Below are 19,162 nucleotides of genomic sequence, written 5' to 3' on the forward strand. Positions count from 1 at the left end.
AGGCTCCACCGGACCGCAACTATCACGGCCGGCCGGAGCACCCGCCCGCCCCCGCTCGTCACGCTTCACCAGAAGCGAGTCAGCCCGCCCCTGATCGTCAGGGCTGCTTGAGCGCCCAGAGATCACGCCGGCCTCAATACGCACATCGTCACAAAGGAAACGCCCCGCGCACAAACGCACGCGGGCGCCCTGAGTTCTCGGCCGAAGCCTCAGCTCAGCGTGAGGTCCTTGATCCGGACGTCGCCGGTGAAGACCAGGTACACGTCCTTCACACCGTTCGCGCCGGACACGAGTGCGGTCGCGGTGGCCCAAGTGTAGATCCCGCCGGTCGCGGCGACCGGGATCGTGGCCACCTTCGCGCCGGCTGGCGAGCCGAGGCGCACCTCGACGGTCCCGCCGCCCGTGGAGGCCACGCCGGCCGTCACCGTGCGGGGCTTGCGGAGCTGGACGTCCTTGAAAGCGATCCAGCCGCCGTTCGCGCCCGCCACCGCGTCGCCGCGCACCTTGGTCTCGTCGACCAGGTGGATGCCCGAGTAGTCGTCGAAGTCGACCGCCCGGGTGGTCTTCGACAGGTCGCGGTGCGGGATGTTCTCACCCGTGACGTTGATCGTCGCCCGCTGGCGGATGTTCGCCGAGGACGACCCCACGAGCACGTCGTGGGTCGCGTTCTCGACGGTCCACTTGTTCCGCGTGACGTCCCACAGCGCGAGGTCGCTCTTCTTGACGTTGAAGGCGACCGTCTTGGTCTGCCCCGGCGCCAGCGTCACCCGCTGGAACGCGCGAAGCTGCCTGACCGGCTGCTTCACCCGCGAGCGCTGCTGGTGGGTATAGAGCTGCACGACCTCGTCCCCGGCCCGCGAGCCGGTGTTGGTCACCTTCACCGAGACCTCGTACGCGTCCCCCTTCTGCACCGCCTTCAGACCCTGGTAGGAGAACGACGTGTACGACAGGCCGTACCCGAACGGGTAGAGCGGCTTGCCCTGGTAGTACAGGTACGTCCGGTTCTTCTTGACGATGTCGTAGTCGAGGATGCCCGGCAGCTCGTCGGCCGACCGGTACCACGTCTGCGTGAGCCGCCCGGCCGGGTTGACGTCGCCGTACAGCACGTCGGCGAGGGCGTGCCCGGTCTCGGCGCCCGCGTGGGTGGTCCACAGGATGGCCGGGACGTTGTCCTGCTCCCAGTTGATCGTGGTCGGGTAGCTGTTCTCCAGCACCACCACCGTGTTCGGGTTGGCCGCCTTCACGGCCTTGACCAGCGCCTCCTGGCCCTCGGCGAGGTTCATGTCGGTGCGGTCGTGGTCCTCGCGGCCGTTGATGAACGGCATGCTGCCGACCACGACGACCACCACGTCGGCGTCCTTCGCCTTGGCGACGGCGTCGTCCACGCCGCTGGAGACGACCTCCTTGGCATAGTGCGTGGCCTGGTCGGCCGTGGTGAGGCTGAGCGTGCCGTCGGCCGCCGCCTTGACGTACTTGTTCGGCCCGAACCAGTCGTAGGCCGTCTCGTAGCCGGCGTACCGCAGCAGGGAGGTGCCGTCGGCCTGCGGCTCCAGCGTGAACTGCTCCTGCACGAACCAGCCGGACGGCTGGTCGGCGGTGTTGGCCAGCGTGGACCAGTTGGCCCGGCTGACGTACTTGCCGTTGGCCACGCTGCGCAGCGTCAGCACGCCCTGACCCCAGTCGAACGCGTCGAACTGCTCGGTGGCGCCGGCCGAGGTGGCGCTCTCCCTGAGGTCGCCGCCGGCCGCGGGCGCGCTGATGTACTTCCCGGTGGCGACGTCCTTGAGGGCGATGCGGTCGACGCCCTCGGAGGAGGCCACCGACGCCGCGCGCTCCTTGATCCCGTCGAGCGGGGTCACCTTGTACGGCAGGCTGCCCGAATACCAGTCGGTGTAGAGCACGTCGGCCAGCGGGCCGACCACGGCGACCTTCTTGCCGGGCTTCAGCGGCAGCGCGCCGCCGGAGTTCTTCAGCAGCACCATCGCCTTGGCCGCGGTCTCGCGGGCCAGCTTCTGGTTCGCCGGGCTGTTGACCACGTCCTTGGTGATCTTCGCGTGCGGCCCGCCGTCGGGGTCGAACTCGCCGAGCCGGAACCGGATGCTGAGCTGGTGCCGCACGGCGTCGTCCACGTCCGCCTGCGTGAGCAGCCCCTTCGACAGCGCCTCCTTGACGGCCTTCACCGTCGGAGCGCCGTTGGTGTCGTCCACGGTGAAGCTGTCGAGCCCCGCCTTGATCAGCGCGGCGTCGGCCTCGGCCTGGGTGGCGTAGTACTTCTCGGAGTTGACGAGGTTGTTCGGCGCGCCGGCGTCGGTGACGTTGAACAGCGTCCGGCCGGTCCACGAGCGGACCACGTCGTCCAGGTCGGGGTTGACGGTGTTCGGCCGGCCGTTGACGAGGTTGTACGACGCCATCACGCCGGTCGCCGCGTCGGCCTCGATGGCGGGCTTGAAGGCCGCCTCGTCGTACTCGTGCTTCACCCGGGGCGGCAGCTCCGACGAGGAGGTGTCGCGGGTGACCTCGTTGTTGTTGGCCAGGTAGTGCTTCAGCGTGGGCGCGGTCTTCAGGTGGTCGGGGTCGTCGCCCTCCAGGCCCGAGCCGTACGCGGTGGAGATGGCGCCGGTCAGCGCCGGGTCCTCCGAGTAACCCTCCTCGTTGCGTCCCCAGCGGGGGTCGCGCAGCAGGTTGACCACGGGCGCCCAGAGGTTGAGCCCCCACACGGTGGGGTTCTCTGCGTGGTAGCCGCGGGCCTCGTCGCCGACGGCGGAGCCGACCCGCTTGATCAGGGCCGGGTCCCAGGTGCTGGCCAGGCCGACCGCCTGGGGGAAGACGGTGCCCTTGGCGGTGACCACGGCGCCGTTGTTGGTGTAGTCGGTCGACCAGGCCACGCCGTGCAGCGCCTCGGTGCCGGTCTTGAACATCTTGATGCCGAGACGGTCGATCGCGGGGGCGTACTGGTGCAGCATCGCGACCTTCTCGTCCAGCGTGAGCCGGCCGAGCAGGTCGTCGACGCGCTGGGCGAGCGGCAGCGACGGGTTCCGGAACGGATAGTCGTCGGCCGCCCTCGCGGGGCCGGCACCCAGGCTCAGTGCCAGAGCCAGGGCGGCCGACGCGGACAGCATCGCCGAACGGCGATGGGACATTGCGCCTCCAGGTCAGGTAGTGACGCGTTACTTGGGGGGTGTTACTTGATGGCGCCGACCGTGATGCCACGGGTCAGCGTGCGCTGGAAGATCAGGAAGAAGGCCACGGCGGGGATGATGCCGAGCAGCGCGGACGCGCTGGACATGGTGGCGTCCATCATCTTCTCGCCCTGCAGGACGCCAAGGGCGACCGGCACGGTCTGGTTGTCGTTGGAGATGAGGAACACCATCGGCAGGAAGAACTCGTTCCACGTCCAGATGAAGAAGAAGATGAGCAGCACCGAGAGGGTCGGGCGGCTGATGGGCACGACGATGCCCCACAGCATCCGCCACCTGCTCGCGCCGTCGAGTTCGGCCGCCTCCAGGATCCCCCGGGGGAACTGCCCGAGCACCGACGAGAGCAGGTAGGTCCCGAAGGCCGCCTGGATCACCGTGAAGATCAGGATGACGGCGAGCTTCGAGTCGTACAGCCCCACCTCCTTGGACAGGTAGTAGAGCGGGTAGACCAGCGCCTCCTGCGGCAGCGTGTTGGCGACCAGGAACAGCACGAGGATCCACAGCCGGCCGCGGACCTTGCCGATGCCCAGCGCGTACGCGTTGAGCACCGACAGCACCACCGCGGCGACCGCGACGACGCCGCTGATCAGGAGGCTGTTCCAGAGCTTCAGTCCGAAGTCGACGCGATCCCAGAAGGTCACGATCCCGTCGAGGTAGAACCCATGCGGCAGGCTCAGCGGGCCGCCCGAGGAGTACTCGGCCGGGGACTTGAACGCGTTGAGCGTGACGATGACGAAGGGGAAGAGCATCACGACCGCGAGCACGACCAGTGCCGCGAGCACGGCCCACCGTCCCGGCTGGCGGAAGGTGCGATCGGCGTTCACGAGCCACTCTCCTGGTCACGCTCCTGCACCCGCAGGAAGAGGAAGGTCACCACGACGATGATCAGGGCGAGCACGGTCGCGATCGCCGAGCCGTACCCGACGTTGACCTTCTGGAAGAAGTTCAGATAGGAGAAGTACGACGGCACCATGGTCGCGGAGCCGGGTCCTCCCCTGGTGAGCACGAAGATCGGCCCGAACACCTTGAGCGCCGCGATCGTGCAGGTCAGCAGCACCACGAAGATCTCCGGCCGGATCTGCGGGATCGTGATGTGCCAGAACCTGCGCCACCACGAGGCGCCGTCGATCTCGGCCGCCTCGTACAGCGAGGGATCGACCCGCTGGAGCCCGGCCATGAAGATGACGACCGGGTAGCCGAGCTGGAACCACACCATGATCGCCATGACCGTCGCCAGCGCGATGTCCGGGTCGCCCAGCCAGTTGACCTTGAGCCCGAAGATCTGGTTCACCGCGCCGTACGACGGGTGGAGCATCCAGCCCCAGACCACGCCGGCCACCGCGACGGGCAGCACCTGCGGCAGGTAGAACGCCGCGCGCAGGGCCGAGGCCGTACGCCCGCCGAACCGCTTGGCGATGTAGTCGAACAGCGCGGCGGCGAGCACCAGGCCGATGATCGTCGGCACCACGGCCATCGCGATGATCAGTGCGACGTTGTGCTCGAAGGACGCCCAGAAACGCTCGTCCTTGAACAGCTTCGTGTAGTTGTCGAGCCCGATCCAGGTGGGGGTGCCGACGCCGGACCAGCGGGTGAAGCTCGTCGCCACGTTCATCAGGAACGGGACGACGATGATCGCGAGGAACAGCACCAGGCTCGGAACCAGGTAGAGCCAGTAGCCGCCCCTCCCGCGCGGGCGGGCCGCGCCCGCGCCGGGTGGTGCCATGTGTGCAGACCTTTCCAGAAGGGGCCCGGCGGCGGGGACCGGTCAGGCAGCCCCGCCGCCGGGGTCGGAGGGGAAAGGCGGGTCCCCATGCCGGGAGACCCGCCCCCGGCCTAGTTGCCGATGTCGGCCAGGTTGTCGTTGTACGGCTGGGCGATCTCGTCCAGGACCTCTTCGGGCTTCTTGCTGCCGTTGATCAGCTCCTGGATGCCGGCGACGAGCACGTCGTAGTAGCCGGGCGCCGGCCAGTCAGGGTAGAAGGCCAGGCCGTCCTGCGTCGAGAGCTTGTTGAAGTTCTCGATCAGCTCCTTGTTCTGCGCGTCGGTGATCGCCGACGGGTCGGCCGCGACCGGGACGCCGCCCGAGTTGCCGAGCAGGTTCTGGATCTCCTTCTTCATCGTGATGTCGATGAAGTCGTAGGCGAGGTCCTTGTTCTTGGACTTCTCGGGGACGACCCACAGGTTGCCGCTGGAGCCCGGGGCGAACTGGCCGGGCCACAGGAACGAGCCCCACTTGAAGTCCTTGATCTCCTCCGCCAGGCGGCCGAACCACCAGCTGCCCGACACCATGATCGGGAACTTGCCGCCGATGAACGCCACGCCCATGTCCTCGGCCTTCATGCCGGCCGAGTCCTTGCTGATGTAGCCCTTCTTCACCCAGTCGGAGAAGGTCTGAGCCGCGTAGGTGAACTCCGGGCCGTGGAAGTCGACCTTGCCCTTGTAGAGCTCGAAGGAGTCGATCCAGGCGCGGTTGGCCTTGTTCAGCGCGAGCAGGTAGAACAGCTGCTGGGCGGGGTACTCGGCGCCCGCCATCGCGATCGGGGTGGTGCCCTTCTTCGCGAACGCGTCGAGCGCGGCGGTGAACTCGTCGAACGTGGTGGGCACCTTGACGCCCGCCTTCTCGAACATGTCCTTGTTGTAGTAGACCATCACGTACTCGCCGTAGTTCGGCACGCCGAACCACTTGCCCGAGCCCATGATGCCCCGCTCGTCGTACTTCGCGGTGGTCTGCAGCGACGGACTGAGCAGCTTGTCCCAGCCGCGCTTGGTCGCCTGCTCCGACAGGTCGGTGAGCAGGCCCTGCTTGGACAGCTGACCGGCCGTCGCGTTGCCCTTGTTGTACTCCATGATGTCGGGCGCCTCGTCGGAGTTGAGGACCATGGACGCCGTCTTCTGGATCTGCTCGAAGCCCTTCTCCTCGAACTTCACCTTGACGCCGGGGTGGCTCGCCTCGAACTCCTTCATCGCCTGGGCCCAGGCGGTGCCCATGGCGCTGTTGCCGGTCTCGTAGTGCCAGAGGGTGAGGGTCTTGCTCTCGGCCGAGCCGCCGCTGCCGTTATCGGAATCGTCAGAGGATCCACCGCACGCGCTGAGCGCCAGCGCGACCGCGGCCAGTGCCGCCACCGCCGCGCTCCTGCCTACTCTGAACATGGTCTTTCTCCAGGGGGTTTTGTCTAGTTGATGACGACCGGGGCGCCGGGGCCGACGAACTCGACGCCGTCGATCTGCTTGCGGCCCTCGGCGGTGACGACCAGCCTGTCGCCGTCCCGCACCGCCGTGACCGTCGTGTCCCCGTCCAGGTCCCTGATCGTCGTACGGCTCTCGCGCTCCGGCAGGCCGAAGGCGAGCAGCGAGACCCGGGGGTCGTCGGCCACCGTGTCGCCCGGCTCGGTGACCGGGATCAGCGAGCCGTGCCGTACGAACAGGGGGATCTGGTCGAGCGGCGGCGACGCCGTGACGTAACGCCCGCCGTCGACGGCCTCACCCGTCCAGTAGTCCACCCACACCCCCGAGGGCAGGTAGACCTTCCGGGTGCCGTCGGCGGAGGTCATCGGAGCGACGAGCAGGTCGGTGCCGAGAAGGTACTCCAGGTCCGCCTGCCAGGCCACCGGGTCGTCCGGGTAGTCGACGCACAGCGCGCGCAGCATCGGCGCGCCCGTCTCGGCCGCGGTGACGGCCGCCGAATAGATGTACGGCATGAGCCGGTAGCGCAGCCGCAGGGCCTCGATGGCGGCCTGCTCGGCGTGCGGCGGGAACTCCCAGGGCTCCCGGGTGGTCGTGCCGTGGAACCGTACGAGCGGGGACAGCGCGGCGAACTGCGACCAGCGGATGTAGAGGTCCGGGCTGGGCGTGCCGGTGAAGCCGCCCGCGTCGTGGCTCCAGAAGGGGATGCCGGACAGGCCGTGCGACAGCCCACCCCTGATCGTGCTGCCCATCGCGGAGTAGGTGGTGTCGACGTCGCCGCTCCACTGGGCCGAGTGGCGCTGGCCGCCGAGGTAGGACGAGCGGGCCCAGACCAGGCCGTGCCCGTTCACCTCGCGGGTCACCTCCGCGACGATGTCGTTGAACAGCAGCGTGTAGACGTTGTGCAACTCGGTGCCGGTCATGCCGTTGAAGGCCACGGCGTCGGCCGGGACGCCCTCGGCGAAGTCGGTCTTGAACGCCGCCACGCCCTCGCGCAGGCGGTCGCGCAGCAGGCCCTTGAACCACTCCACCGCCTCGGGGTTGGTGAAGTCGACGATGCCGCAGGCCGGGTAGGAGCCGTGCCAGGTGTCGGCGACGTACGTCTCGCCGTCGGGCCGCTTGAGGAAGTAGCCCTTCTCCGCCGCCTCCGGGAAGGCCGGGCTGAGGTGCGAGATGTAGGAGTTCATCCAGAGGCAGACCTTGAAGCCCTGCTCCTTCAGCGTCGCGAGCATGCCCGCCGGGTCGGGGAACGTCTCGGGATCCCACTGGAGGTCGGACCAGTGCCCGTCCGCCTGCCAGTAGCAGTCGAGGTGGAGCACGTCGCAGGGGATCCCGCGCTCCCTGATCTTCCTGGCGCGCTCCAGCACGCGCTCCTGGCTGTCCCTGAAGAAGCCCGAGGAGATCCAGGTGCCGAACGCCCACTTCGGCGGCAGCTCCGGCCGGGAGGTCAGCCCGTCGAACCGGTCGAGGATCTCGGCCGGGGTCGGTCCCGCGATCACGTAGTAGTCGATGAGGTCGTCGGGCACGATGATCTGCACGGCGCTGTGGGTGGACTGGCACATGTCGAACTCGACCGGCGTGCCGCTGTCGACGCAGATGCCGTATCCCCTGCTGGACAGGTAGAAGGGCACGTTCTTGTACGCGCGCTGCGACTCGGCGCCGAACGCGTCGAAATTCCACATGAGCGGGCGCTGGCCGCGCTTGTCGAGCGGCGTGAACGACTCGCCGAAGCCGCCGAACGCCTCGTCTGCCGGGGCCACGAACGTGTCGTGGTAGGCCACGGGGGCACCGTCCACGCTGGAGCGGCCGAACGGCAGCGTACGCAGCCGGCCGCTGATGTCGGGGTGGCCCGGGTCCTGCTCCACCAGCGTCCGGCCGGCCCGGTCCGTGAAGCGCAGGTTCCAGGGGTTCAGCCGCACCTCGGCCCGCAGCGACCCGGCGTCGACCACCACCCGGCTGTGGCTCGCCTCGACGACGGCCTCGCCGTACTCGCCGGGAGTGACCAACGAGATCGCGCGGGAGGATCGGGTGCGCGCGTCGGGGTCCTCCGACAGGCGCACCCGGATCACCCCCTCACCCGCGACCGTGATCTGCACGACGAGCGTCTCCTCGGCCGAGGTGGAGCCCTTGAGCGTCACGCCCTGCCCGTCGGAGGCCACCACCTCCGCGCTGGTCAGCGCGGACAGGCCCTCCTCGCCCGGCTCGCGCACCGGAAGCTCTGGAGGATCCGCCACGAAGAACTCGCGCGCGATCAATGGGGGACGGTACGGCATTGCGGCACTCCATCGGCTCATCCAGCGATTGTGGAGTTAGTTTGCCGTCCATCCCAACAAAGGTCAATGGGTCGGGGCGGCTACGGATTTGTCCAAGTTATTCCCGTCTGTGTCTACTTGGGGTAATGTGACCGCAATCCCCCGTCTAGGTAGGTGACATGGACAGGTTCGTGCACGTGATGCCACTCGACGACGTGATCGACCACGAGGGCAGCCCCGAGTGTGTCTGCGGCCCCGGCGGCCAGCCCGTCACCGCCACCGACCTCGGCGAGCCGATCCCGCCCGGAGAGGGCGAGACCGTCATCCTCGGCTGGCCCCAGCCTGCCGTCGGCGTCATCTACCAGCACCACCCGCTCAGCCCCTGCCGCCAATGGGAGGCCATCCCCGAGCCCTGAGCCGATCCGCGCCCCTTAATAGCCGCCAATCACCGTCACTTTCCAGAACTCACCGCAATTGACTGACGACAGTCAGTAACGTCGCGGCCATGCCAGGCTTCGATCACGAGATGCCGCTCGAGCTCATCCGCAACCGGCCGGAGACCGCACTGGAATTGCTGCGTCGCGCGCCGGGGGTCGACATCCCTCCGCACGCCGCTGCCCGGGTGTGACGGTCAAGCGTCTGGAGGAGATGGTGACCACGATTCAGGACTTCGACTACCTCGGGAAGAAGTACTTCTCACACTGGGTGGACAAGGGGCGGGTCGAGGGCCGTGAGGAGGGCCGTGCGGAAGGCGAGATCGACGCGATCTTCAACGTACTGGATGTGCGCGGCCTGGAGGTCTCGGACGACACGCGTGAGCGCATCCGCCGATGCAACGACCTGGACCAGCTGAAGGCCTGGGTTCGCAGGGCCGTCACCGTGACCTCGGTCGACGAGCTGTTCGATTGAAGGCGGCCCGGCCTGTGTGCCGGGGCGGGCCGCCCCGGAGAAGTCACGCGGGGCGGCCCGGTTCGGTGTCAGTTCGTCAGGGGGTCCACCTGACGTTCGGGTTGAGGTGGCCGGTCCAGTTGAAGACGGCCATGTTGTCCCACTGGTCGCCGGTGCCGTTGATGTTCGCCGGGTCCCAGCCGTTGCCGGGCACCGCGTACCAGGTCGGCTCCCAGTAGAAGACGCCGATGGCGCCCGCGTTGCGGGCCGTGTTCTGCACCGCCGTGAACTCGGCCCCCTGTCCCTGCCAGGTGAGGCCGTACCCCGAGCATCCCGACGTCACGGAGTTGCCCTCCCCGTCGGCGTTGTCGGGAGTGAACGGGTAGGCCGTCTCTGCGACGACGACCGGCTTGCCGTAGCGGGACCGCACGTCCGAGATCACGTTGTACAGGTTGGCCAGCGTGCCGTGCCACATGCAGTAGTACGACAGTCCGGTGATATCCCAGGACACGCCCTTGGCCCTGATGCCGTCGTAGAACCAGCGGGCGTTGGCGTCGCTGTCCGCGTCCGCGGTGTGGATGATCACCTGGGTGCCGGAGTTGCATGCCTTGGTCGCGTTGTAGCCGGCCTTGAGCAGCAGGCTCAGGTTCGTGAAGTCGTTGTTGACGACCTTGCCGTCGTTCCACAGCATGCCGACGTTGATCTCGTTGCCGATCTGCACGCTGTCGGGAGTGGTGCCCTGTGCCTTGAGGCTGGAGCACACGTCGTACGTGTAGTTGTAGACGTCGGTCTGGAGCTGGCCGATGCCGTGGCTCGCCCAGGCGGCGGGCTTGTACTGCTTGCCGGGATCCGCCCAGGTGTCCGAGTAGTGGAAGTCGACCAGCAGCTTCAGCCCCTTGGCCTTCACCGTCTTGGCGTACTGCAGGACCTTGGCCTTGTTGTTGTAGCCGCTGACGGGGTTGTTCCAGATCCGCAGCCGGACGTAGTTGACGCCGATGCCCTTGAGGATGTCCAGCGGGTCCTTCTGTGTGCCGCTCGCGTCGTAGTACTTCGCGCCCAGGTCGAGGGAGCGCTGCACGGAGGAGACGTCGGCGCCGAGCATGGTCAGTGTGGTGGCGGCGTGCGCCGGTTGTGCGGCGGGGAGCACCGCGGCGGCGCACAGGACGAGCGCCGCGAGGAGTCTCTTCATGGGTCCTCCGGTCGAGGAGAGGATGGGTGGACGCCCCCGAACCCCCGCCGTCACGAGGTCAGGTCGTCACGGCGAGGGAGCTTCACTACTTGGCGCGGCGCCGGGGGTGCTCATGTGCGGACGACCACGACGCCTCCGGCGGGCACCGTCGCCGAACCGTCGTACGCGGCACCGTCGAGCACGCCCGTGCCGGTCACCCCGGTCACGGTCGCCGGCTCGTCGGCGTGGTTGATGAGGAACACGTGGTCGCCCCTCCGTACGAGTCAGCGTGTCGGGCAGGCCGCGCGGCCTGGACACGCCCGCGTGGTCGAGCACCCGGGCCACGAGCACGCGTAGGCCGGACTCGGCGTCCAGGGCGGTGGACACGTACCATGCGCTGCCCGCGCCCAGGTCGTGCCGGGTGACGGCGGGATGCCCGGCGTCCGGCCCGTCGGCGAACTCGTGCACGGCCCGCGCCCCCGCGAGCCGTACGCGTTCGGACCAGATCCGGCCGGTCGCGGACGAGGGCCGCAACCCGATCGTCTCGTGCTCGCGGAGCGGGTGGAACTCCTCGACGGTCACACCGAGCACCTCGCGCAGCGCCCCGGGGTACGGCCCCGGGTGGATGGTGTCGTTCTCGTCCACGATGCCGGAGAAGTACGACACGAGCAGGTGCCCGCCCGCCTCCACGTAGCGGTGCAGGTTCTTCGCCGGCGCCTCGCCGAGCAGGTAGGAGCTGGGCGCGACGACCAGCCGGTACGGCGACAGGTCGGCCGACGGGTGGACGAAGTCGACGGTGACGTGCTCGCGCCACAGCGCCTCGTAGTAGGCCTCGATCCGTTCCCGGAAGCGCAGGTCGGCCGAGGGCCGCCACTCGAATTCGAGCGCCCAGTAGGACTCCCAGTCCCACACCACGGCCACCTCGGCCGTCACCCGCGCACCCCTGACCCCGGCGAGCCTGCGCAGGTCCGCGCCGAGCGCGACCACGTCGCGCCAGACCTGGGAGTCGGCGCCGGCGTGCGGCACCATCGCCGAGTGGAACTTCTCCGCGCCGTATCGGGAGGCGCGCCACTGGAAGAACATCGCCGAGTCGGAGCCGCGTGCCACGTGGGCGAGGGTGTTGCGGCGCATCTCCCCCGGCCGTTTGGCGAGGTTGCGCGGCTGCCAGTTGACCGCGCCCGTCGAGTGCTCCATCAGCATCCAGGGGCGGCCCCCGGCCACCGATCGGGTCAGGTCGGCGGCCATGGCGAGCTCGATGTGCGGATCGGCCCGGCCCGAGTCGAGGTAGTGGTCGTTGGCGACCACGTCGACCTCCGCCGCCCAGCGCCAGTAGTCCATGGGCTTGCAGTTGGGGATCATGAAGTTGGTCGTGACGGGCAGGTCGCTGAACCGCCGGATCGTCTCACGCTCCCTGCGGAAGCAGGCGATGTGCGCGTCGACCGAGAACCGCATGAAGTCGAGCTGGAGCCCGGTGAGCAGGCCGACCGGCGCGGTGACGGGCGGCTCGACCTCCTCGAACGAGCCGTAGGTCAGGCCCCAGAAGGTGGTGCCCCAGGCGGCGTTGAGCGCGCCAACGTCTCCGTACCTGTCCCGGAGCCACGCGCGGAACGCCTCGGCCGAGGTCGGGCAGTAGCAGTGGGCGTTGGCCCAGCCGTACTCGTTGTGCACGTGCCACATCGCCAGGGCGGGGTGGCCGGCGTACCGCGCGGCGAGGGCGGCGACGACCCGCTCGGACGCCGCGGCGTAGTCGGGTGAGCTGGGGCAGAAGCTGTGCCGGGAGCCGCCGCCGAGCACGTGGCCCTCCCGGTCCACCAGCCGGCTGCCGGGGTAGCGGCGGCGGAACCACGTCGGCGGAGACGAGGTGGGGGTGGCGAGGTCGGCGTACACCCCGGCCGAGTGCAGCAGGTCGAGGATCCGGTCGAGCCGGGAGAAGTCGTACTCGCCCTCCTGCGGCTCGATCAGACCCCAGTTGAAGACCCCGACGGTGACCAGGTTCACCCCGGCCTCGCGCATCAGGCGGACGTCCTCCCGCCACACCTCCTCCGGCCACTGCTCGGGGTTGTAGTCCCCGCCGTAGGCGAGGCCCTCGGGCAGGACGGGATATCCGGGCACGTCTCCCCCCTCGATTCTGCTTCTGTGAACGTGCACAGTAGCGCAGAACCGTCCCCCCGAGAAGGTTCTACCGATCCGTGCTGATCAGCGAGGTCCGTTAACAACCGCGTAACGACCATTGACACCACGGAAGGGACCTTTCAGTCTGTGAACGCTCCCAGACGTTCCAGCCTCTTATCCCCCTCCCCACCCGCCTGGAGGAACATATGCGCGTCAACCGGTTAGCAGTGGCGGCGGTCGCGATCCTCGCCACCGCGCTCTCCACGGCCTGCTCGGGCGGCTCCGGCGAGCCGTCCGAGCAGGCCGCGAGCCAGAGCGCGGCGCCGGCCGGCCCGGTGAAGCTGACCTACTGGACCTGGGTCCCGAACATGGACAAGATCGTCACGGTGTGGAACCAGGCCCACCCCGACATCCAGGTCACGGTCAGCAAGCAGGCGGGCGGCGACGACGCGGCGGCCAAGTTCCTCACCGCCGCCAAGGCGGGCAACCCGCCCGACCTGGTCCAGGCCGAGTATCAGATGCTGCCCTCGTTCGTCGCCGCCGACGCCGTGGCCGACCTCAAGGCGGAGACCGCGCAGGCGAAGGCCGAGTTCGGTGCGGGCATCTGGGGGCTGGTGACCCTCGGCACCGACGCCGTCTACGCGGTGCCCCAGGACAGCGGGCCGATGATGCTCTACTACCGGAAGGACCTTTTCGCGAAGTACGGCATCGAGGTGCCGAAGACCTGGGACGAGTACGCCGAGGCCGCCCGCGCCGTACACAGGAAGGACCCCAAGGTCTTCCTCGGCACGTTCTCCAGCAAGGACCCGGGCTGGTTCGCCGGGCTCTCCCAGCAGGCGGGCGCGCAGTGGTGGTCGATCAGCGGCGACGCGTGGAAGGTCGCGGTGAACGACGAGGCCACCAAGAAGGTCGCCTCCTACTGGGGCGGCCTGGTGAAGGAGGGCGTCATCGACGGCATGCCCTACTTCACCCCCGAGTGGAACAAGGCGCTCAACGACGGCAGGCTGCTCACCTGGCCGTCGGCCGTGTGGGGCCCGGGCGTGCTGTCGAGCAACGCGCCGAAGGCCAAGGGCAAGTGGGCCATCGCCCCCCTGCCGCAGTGGAACGCGGGTGAGAACCACAGCGGCTTCTGGGGCGGCTCCTCCACCGCCGTCGCCGCCAAGTCGCCCAACAAGGCGGCCGCCGCGAAGTTCGCCACCTGGCTGAACACCGACCCGCAGGCGCTCGGGCTGCTGATCAAGGAGGGCGCGGTCTACCCGGCCTCCACCAAGGGCGCCGCGCTGATGACCGAGGCTCCCGACTACTTCTCCAACCAGCCCGACTTCTGGAAGCAGGCGGCCGACATCGGCGCCACCGCCCGCGGCTTCACCTTCGGCCCCAACGTGGGCGTGACGTACAACGCGTACAAGGACGCCTTCGACAAGGCCGTCGCCGCCAAGTCCGACTTCGCCGCCGCCGTCCAGAGCATGCAGGACGCCACCGTCGCCGACATGCAGAAGTCCGGCTTCACCCTCGCGCAGTGACGATGCGATCTCCGAAGAAGGGCGCCCGCGCCGGCCGCGCGGGCGCCGTGCCCTACCTGTTCCTCGCCCCGGCGATGGCGCTGTTCGCGCTCTTCATGGCCCTGCCCATCGGCTACACGATCTATCTGAGCCTGCGCCGCGCCAAGGTCTCCGGCCTGGGCCTCGGCAAGGGGGCCCGCACGGAGGTCTTCGCCGGGCTCGCCAACTACGCCGCAGCCGTCGGCGACGGCGAGCTGTGGGCCGGTTGGCTGCGCGTTATCGCGTACGGGGCCCTCGTGCTCGTGCTGATGCTGGGGCTCGCCCTCGTGTTCGCGCTGATGCTCGACGCGGCGCACGTGCGGCTCGCCCGCCTCACCCGGATCTCGATCTTCCTGCCGTACGCCGTGCCGGGTGTGGCGGCGACGCTGATGTGGGGCTTCCTCTACCTGCCGAGCCTCAGCCCGTTCGGCGAGCACCCGTTCCTGAGCGCCGACCTGGTGACGTTCTCGATGGCGAACGTGGCGGTCTGGGGCGGCACCGGCTTCAACATGCTGGTGCTCTACACGAACCTGCGGGCCGTGCCGCGGGAGTACTACGAGGCGGCCAGGATCGACGGCGCGACCGAACTGGGCATCGCGCTGCGCATCAAGATCCCGATCCTGGTGCCGTCGATCATCCTGACCACCGTGTTCTCCGTCATCGCGACCATCCAGGTGTTCACGGAACCGACCACCCTGCGGCCGCTGACGAACACGATCAGCTCGACCTGGAGCCCCTTGATGAAGGTGTACCGCGACGCGTTCGTCACCGGCGACCTGTACTCGGCCGCCGCGACGTCCATGGTGATCGCCGGGATCTCCCTCGTGCTGTCGTTCGGTTTCCTGCGGGTCGTGAAGAACCGCGCGTTCGGGGAGAGCTGATGGCCGCCACCGCACTGCCGAGGACCCGCGGGCACGCCCGTCCGTCGGCGCGCCGTCCGCTGGGGATCGTGCCGACCGGCGTGCTCGTGCTGGGCGCGATCTACACCCTGTTCCCGGTGAGCTGGGTGGTGGTCGCGGCCACCAAGTCCAAGGCCGAGCTGTTCTCCACCTCGACCTTCGCGCCCGGCACCGGCCTGCTGTCCAACCTGGCCGACCTGTTCGCCTACCGCGACGGCGTCTTCTGGCTCTGGCTGCTCAACACGGTCCTGTACGCCGGGGGCGGCGCGGTGCTGTCGACCGCGGTGTCCACGATCTCGGGGTACACGCTGGCGAAGTACTCCTTCCCCGGCCGCGGCCTGATCTTCAACCTGCTCATCGGCGGCATCCTGGTGCCGTCGGTCGTGCTGGCGATCCCGCAGTATCTGCTGTTCTCCAAGGCCGGCCTGGCCGACACGTACTGGTCGGTGCTGCTGCCCCAGATCCTGCACCCGTACAGCATCTATCTGGCCAGGATCTACTCCCAGGCGGCGATCCCCGGCTCGCTGCTGGAGGCGGGCCGGCTGGACGGCGCGGGCGAGTGGCGGCTGTTCCGCCAGGTGGCGCTGCCGCTGCTGACGCCGGGCATGGTGACGATCTTCCTGTTCCAGTTCGTCGCGATCTGGAACAACTTCCTGCTGCCGTTCATCATGCTGGGCGACGACCACAGGTTCCCGCTGACGGTGGGCCTCTACACGCTGCTCGCGGCGGGCGCCAACCAGCCGTCGCTGTACAACCTGATCATCACGGGGACGATGCTGTCGCTCATCCCGCTGATCGCGCTGTTCCTCACGATGCAGCGTTACTGGCGTACGGACCTGTCCGGCGGGGCCGTGAAAAGCTGATGGGCGCGGGGGAACACGCTGATCGGCGGGGGGAAAATACGACCATGGCGAAGCGTCCGACCATTCACGACGTGGCCGCGGCGGCGGGCGTCTCCCGGGGCACCGTCTCCCGGGTGCTCAACGACGACCGGTACGTGAGCCCGGCCGCCCACGCCGCCGTCCGCCGGGCCATCGCCGAGACGGGCTACATCGTCAACCGCAACGCCCGCAGCCTGGTCACCCAGCGCACCGGGTCGGTGGTGATGGTGCTGTCCGAGCCGCACGAGAAGGTCTTCGAGGACCCGAACTACAGCACCACCATCCGCACGGCCATCAGGCGGCTCGGCGAGCGGGACGTCTCCCTGGTCATCATGCTGGCCGGGGACGACGGCGACCGCGAGCGCGTGGTGCGCTACGTGCGCGGCGGCCACGCCGACGGCGTGCTGCTGATGTCCACGCACGCGGGCGACCCGATGGTGGACGAGCTGGAGTCGATGCGCATCCCCGCGGTCGCCTGCGGGGCCGTCGTCGGGAAGGAGAACGTGATCCCGTACGCGGCGGCCGACGACCGCGAGGGCGCCCGGCAGATGACCCGCTACCTGGTCGAGCAGGGCCGCAGGAAGATCGCCACGATCACCGGCCCGATGGACACCCCCGGCGGCATCCAGCGCCTGGAGGGCTTCGCCGACGTGCTCGGCAGGAAGGCCTCCAGGAAGCTCATCGAGCACGGCGACTGGACCCAGCTCAGCGGCGAGAGCGCGATGGCGCGGCTGCTTGAGCGCACCCCCGACCTCGACGCGGTCTTCGTGGCCTCCGACCTCATGGCGGCCGGCGCGCTGTCCACGCTGCGCGCGGCCGGACGCCGGGTGCCCGACGACGTGGCCGTGGGCGGCTTCGACGACTCGTCGGTGGCCGCCACCACGCACCCGCCGCTCACCACGATCCGCCAGCCGCTCGCCGACGTCGCGGAGGAGACCGTACGGCTGCTGCTCGCGCTCATCGACGGAGGCGGCCCGGTGGACCCGGTGATCCTGCCCACCCGCCTCATCGTGAGGGAGTCGGCCTAGCGTCGCGTCCCCGGGCGGCCCGTGCTCGCCCTGGGGAACCCATCGCCGGCGGTCAGCCCCTGATCGGCAGGGCCGCGCGGGCGACGGCCAGGCGTTCGGCCTCTTCGCGCTCGGCGGCCTCCTGCTCGGCGGCCACGCGCCGGTCGTACGCGGCGCGGGCCGCGGCGATGGCGTTCTGGTGCTCCTCGGTCCAGACGACCAGGGCACGGATGGTGGCGTGCAGAGTCGCACCCATCGGCGTCAGCGCGTAGTCCACACGCGGCGGGACGGTCGGGTGCACCATCCGGCTCACCAGCCCGTCGCGTTCGAGATGCCGCAGCGTGCGGGCCAGCATCCGCTGGCTGACCCCGTCGATCGCGCGGCGCAACTCGGTGAAGCGCAGGCTCCGCTTGTCGAGCAGCGCGATCACCAGCAGCGACCACTTGTCGGCGATGCGGTCGAGGATCTGCCGCACCTCGCAGTCCGCGCGCCGGTCCCATTGGAGGACGTCGTCGTCGACGCCGGTATCCGCGCAGTAACCGAGGGACTCGAAAGTGCCGTCTTCCATGGTCACCGATGGTGCCCGACGATGCAGTCGGTTACAAGAGGGAACCGGCAGGCACTCGGGGAACCGCTCCGGGACCGGTTCCCCGACGAGATGGAGCCGGACTCCGATGACCGATTCCACGGGCGGGATCGCCGCCCGGCACCCCGCCCGCATGACGGGACGCGCGTGGGGCGTGCTGCTGGTGTTGTGCGGCGCGATCTTCCTGGAGGGGATCGACGTGGCGATGCTGAATGTGGCGCTGCCGTCGATCCGGGCCGACCTCGGCCTGTCCACCGGGATGCTCAGCGGCGTGGTCAGCGCCTACGTGCTCGGCTACGGCGGGTTCATGCTGCTCGGCGGGCGAGCCGCCGACCTGCTGGGCCACCGGCGGATGTTCCTGCTGTGGCTGGCCGTCTTCCTGGTCTTCTCCGGGCTCGGCGGGCTCGCCACCCAGGGCTGGATGCTGCTGGCCGCGCGGTTCGTCACGGGGATCGCGGCCGCGTTCATGGCGCCCGCCGGGCTGGCGCTGGTCACGTCCAACTTCCCGGAGGGACCGGTGCGCACCAAGGCGCTCGGCGTGTACGCGGGCACGGCGGCGGGCGGGTTCTCGCTCGGCCTGGTCGCCGGCGGCGTGCTCACCGCGTTCGGCTGGCGGTGGGTGTTCTTCGCGCCGGTCATCCTGTCCGCGCTGATCCTGGGGGCGGCGCTGGTCCTCGTCCGCGACACGGGTGGCGAGCGCCCGTCACCCTCATCGGCACCGGGCGGCTTCGACCTGGCGGGGGCGTTCGCCGTCACGGGGGCCATGTTGCTCCTCGTGTATGGGATGGTCCGGTTGGAGCACCCCGGCGACGGCCCCGGCCTGACCGCCGGCACGATCGCGGCGGGGCTGGCGCTGCTGGGGCTGTTCGTCGCGATCGAGCGGCGGTCGTCGTCGCCCCTGGTGCGGCTGGGCATCCTGCGCACCGCGCCGCTGGTGCGGGTGAACACGGCGGCGCTGCTGTTCCTGTTCGCGTTCGCGGGCTTCCAGTTCCTGATCACCCTGTATCTGCAGGAGTGGCGTGACTGGAACACGATGCAGACCGGCCTGGCCATGCTGGTGATCGGGATCGACACGGTGCTCGCGCCGACGCTGACGCCGCGCCTGGTGAACCGCTTCGGCAACACCCGGGTGCTGCTCTGCGGCATCGTCCTCGCGGCGGTCGCGTACGCGCTCTTCCTGCCCGTGGGGATGGACTGGACCTACGCCGCCATGCTTCCGGCGCTGCTCCTGCTCGGCCTGTCCTTCTCGCTGGCGTACGGCCCGCTGACCATGGCCGCGACGGAGGGCGTCGACGAGGACGAGCACGGCCTGGCCGGCGGCCTGCTCTACACGGCGATGCAGTTCGGCACGGCGCTCGGGCTGTCGGCCGTCACCGCCGTCGGCGTCGCGGCCGGGCCGGGGCCGGACGCGCTGCGGACCGCGCTGGTCGTCCCGGTGGCGGCGGCGT

General features: G+C 69.4%; 16 protein-coding genes and 1 pseudogene. 8 read left to right on the forward strand and 9 right to left on the reverse strand.

Annotated elements, in window-relative coordinates:
* Positions 1-209: 209 nt before the first annotated feature.
* The 5 genes from B1L11_RS40885 to B1L11_RS40905 all read right to left on the reverse strand — a co-directional run bounded on the left by B1L11_RS40885 (position 210) and on the right by B1L11_RS40905 (position 8,653).
* Positions 210-3,140, reverse strand: coding sequence for a glycoside hydrolase family 3 protein (locus B1L11_RS40885; protein WP_079320582.1), 2,931 nt, complete (start codon positions 3,138-3,140; stop codon positions 210-212).
* Between the two features lie 41 nt (positions 3,141-3,181).
* The gene (locus tag B1L11_RS40890) at positions 3,182-4,021 is read right to left on the reverse strand and encodes a carbohydrate ABC transporter permease (protein WP_256863312.1); all 840 of its coding nucleotides are present in this window, start codon (positions 4,019-4,021) and stop codon (positions 3,182-3,184) included.
* Entirely contained in the window at positions 4,018-4,920 is a 903-nt protein-coding gene (locus B1L11_RS40895) for a carbohydrate ABC transporter permease (protein WP_079320583.1), read from the reverse strand. Before B1L11_RS40895 ends, B1L11_RS40890 begins: the two co-directional genes overlap by 4 nt.
* A gap of 110 nt (positions 4,921-5,030) precedes the next feature.
* The gene (locus B1L11_RS40900) at positions 5,031-6,347 is read right to left on the reverse strand and encodes a sugar ABC transporter substrate-binding protein (protein WP_079320584.1); all 1,317 of its coding nucleotides are present in this window, start codon (positions 6,345-6,347) and stop codon (positions 5,031-5,033) included.
* A gap of 23 nt (positions 6,348-6,370) precedes the next feature.
* The gene (locus B1L11_RS40905; RefSeq protein ID WP_079320585.1) at positions 6,371-8,653 is read right to left on the reverse strand and encodes a TIM-barrel domain-containing protein; all 2,283 of its coding nucleotides are present in this window, start codon (positions 8,651-8,653) and stop codon (positions 6,371-6,373) included.
* Between the two features lie 158 nt (positions 8,654-8,811).
* Here B1L11_RS40905 and B1L11_RS40910 point away from each other — a divergent pair, with 158 nt between their 5' ends.
* From B1L11_RS40910 to B1L11_RS40915, 3 genes are all read left to right on the forward strand, one after another.
* On the forward strand, positions 8,812-9,048 hold the full coding sequence (locus B1L11_RS40910) for a hypothetical protein (RefSeq protein ID WP_079320586.1): 237 nt from the start codon (positions 8,812-8,814) through the stop codon (positions 9,046-9,048).
* Between the two features lie 89 nt (positions 9,049-9,137).
* Complete coding sequence (locus tag B1L11_RS53190; RefSeq protein WP_256863313.1) at positions 9,138-9,260, forward strand: hypothetical protein; 123 nt, start codon at positions 9,138-9,140, stop codon at positions 9,258-9,260.
* Positions 9,257-9,541 (forward strand): hypothetical protein, encoded by a 285-nt coding sequence (locus B1L11_RS40915; protein ID WP_256863314.1) that lies wholly within the window; start codon positions 9,257-9,259, stop codon positions 9,539-9,541. Before B1L11_RS53190 ends, B1L11_RS40915 begins: the two co-directional genes overlap by 4 nt.
* A 76-nt stretch (positions 9,542-9,617) precedes the next feature.
* Here the strand turns inward: B1L11_RS40915 and B1L11_RS40920 are convergent, their stop codons facing one another.
* The 3 genes and pseudogenes from B1L11_RS40920 to B1L11_RS40925 form a co-directional block, all read right to left on the reverse strand.
* Positions 9,618-10,709, reverse strand: coding sequence for a glycosyl hydrolase 53 family protein (locus B1L11_RS40920; RefSeq protein ID WP_079320587.1), 1,092 nt, complete (start codon positions 10,707-10,709; stop codon positions 9,618-9,620).
* A 110-nt stretch (positions 10,710-10,819) separates the two neighbouring features.
* Positions 10,820-10,951: a Beta-galactosidase C-terminal domain gene (locus B1L11_RS53195; protein WP_306291769.1), complete on the reverse strand. Its 132-nt coding sequence runs from the start codon at positions 10,949-10,951 to the stop codon at positions 10,820-10,822.
* Between the two features lie 112 nt (positions 10,952-11,063).
* Positions 11,064-12,701 (reverse strand): annotated as a pseudogene (locus B1L11_RS40925) (beta-galactosidase); the annotation flags it as partial.
* Positions 12,702-13,006: 305 nt separating this feature from the next.
* Here B1L11_RS40925 and B1L11_RS40930 point away from each other — a divergent pair.
* The 4 genes from B1L11_RS40930 to B1L11_RS40945 are packed head-to-tail and all read left to right on the forward strand — an operon-like array spanning position 13,007 to position 17,149.
* The gene (locus B1L11_RS40930; RefSeq protein WP_079320588.1) at positions 13,007-14,323 is read left to right on the forward strand and encodes an ABC transporter substrate-binding protein; all 1,317 of its coding nucleotides are present in this window, start codon (positions 13,007-13,009) and stop codon (positions 14,321-14,323) included.
* A gap of 2 nt (positions 14,324-14,325) precedes the next feature.
* Complete coding sequence (locus B1L11_RS40935) at positions 14,326-15,222, forward strand: carbohydrate ABC transporter permease (RefSeq protein WP_079320589.1); 897 nt, start codon at positions 14,326-14,328, stop codon at positions 15,220-15,222.
* Entirely contained in the window at positions 15,222-16,103 is an 882-nt protein-coding gene (locus tag B1L11_RS40940; protein WP_079320590.1) for a carbohydrate ABC transporter permease, read from the forward strand. The genes B1L11_RS40935 and B1L11_RS40940 overlap by 1 nt, the downstream gene beginning before the upstream one ends.
* Positions 16,104-16,147: 44 nt before the next feature.
* Positions 16,148-17,149 (forward strand): LacI family DNA-binding transcriptional regulator, encoded by a 1,002-nt coding sequence (locus B1L11_RS40945; protein WP_143737908.1) that lies wholly within the window; start codon positions 16,148-16,150, stop codon positions 17,147-17,149.
* Between the two features lie 52 nt (positions 17,150-17,201).
* Here B1L11_RS40945 and B1L11_RS40950 read toward each other — a convergent pair whose 3' ends face one another.
* Positions 17,202-17,696, reverse strand: coding sequence for a helix-turn-helix domain-containing protein (locus B1L11_RS40950; RefSeq protein WP_079320592.1), 495 nt, complete (start codon positions 17,694-17,696; stop codon positions 17,202-17,204).
* A 106-nt stretch (positions 17,697-17,802) separates the two neighbouring features.
* On the opposite strand from B1L11_RS40950, the gene B1L11_RS40955 reads away from it, so the two are divergent.
* A partial coding sequence (locus tag B1L11_RS40955; protein ID WP_256863315.1) for an MFS transporter occupies positions 17,803-19,162 on the forward strand: 1,360 nt, incomplete at its 3' end.

It is taken from the genome of Microbispora sp. GKU 823 (assembly GCF_002027145.1).
In the GTDB taxonomy this organism is placed as follows: Bacteria; Actinomycetota; Actinomycetes; order Streptosporangiales; family Streptosporangiaceae; genus Microbispora; species Microbispora siamensis.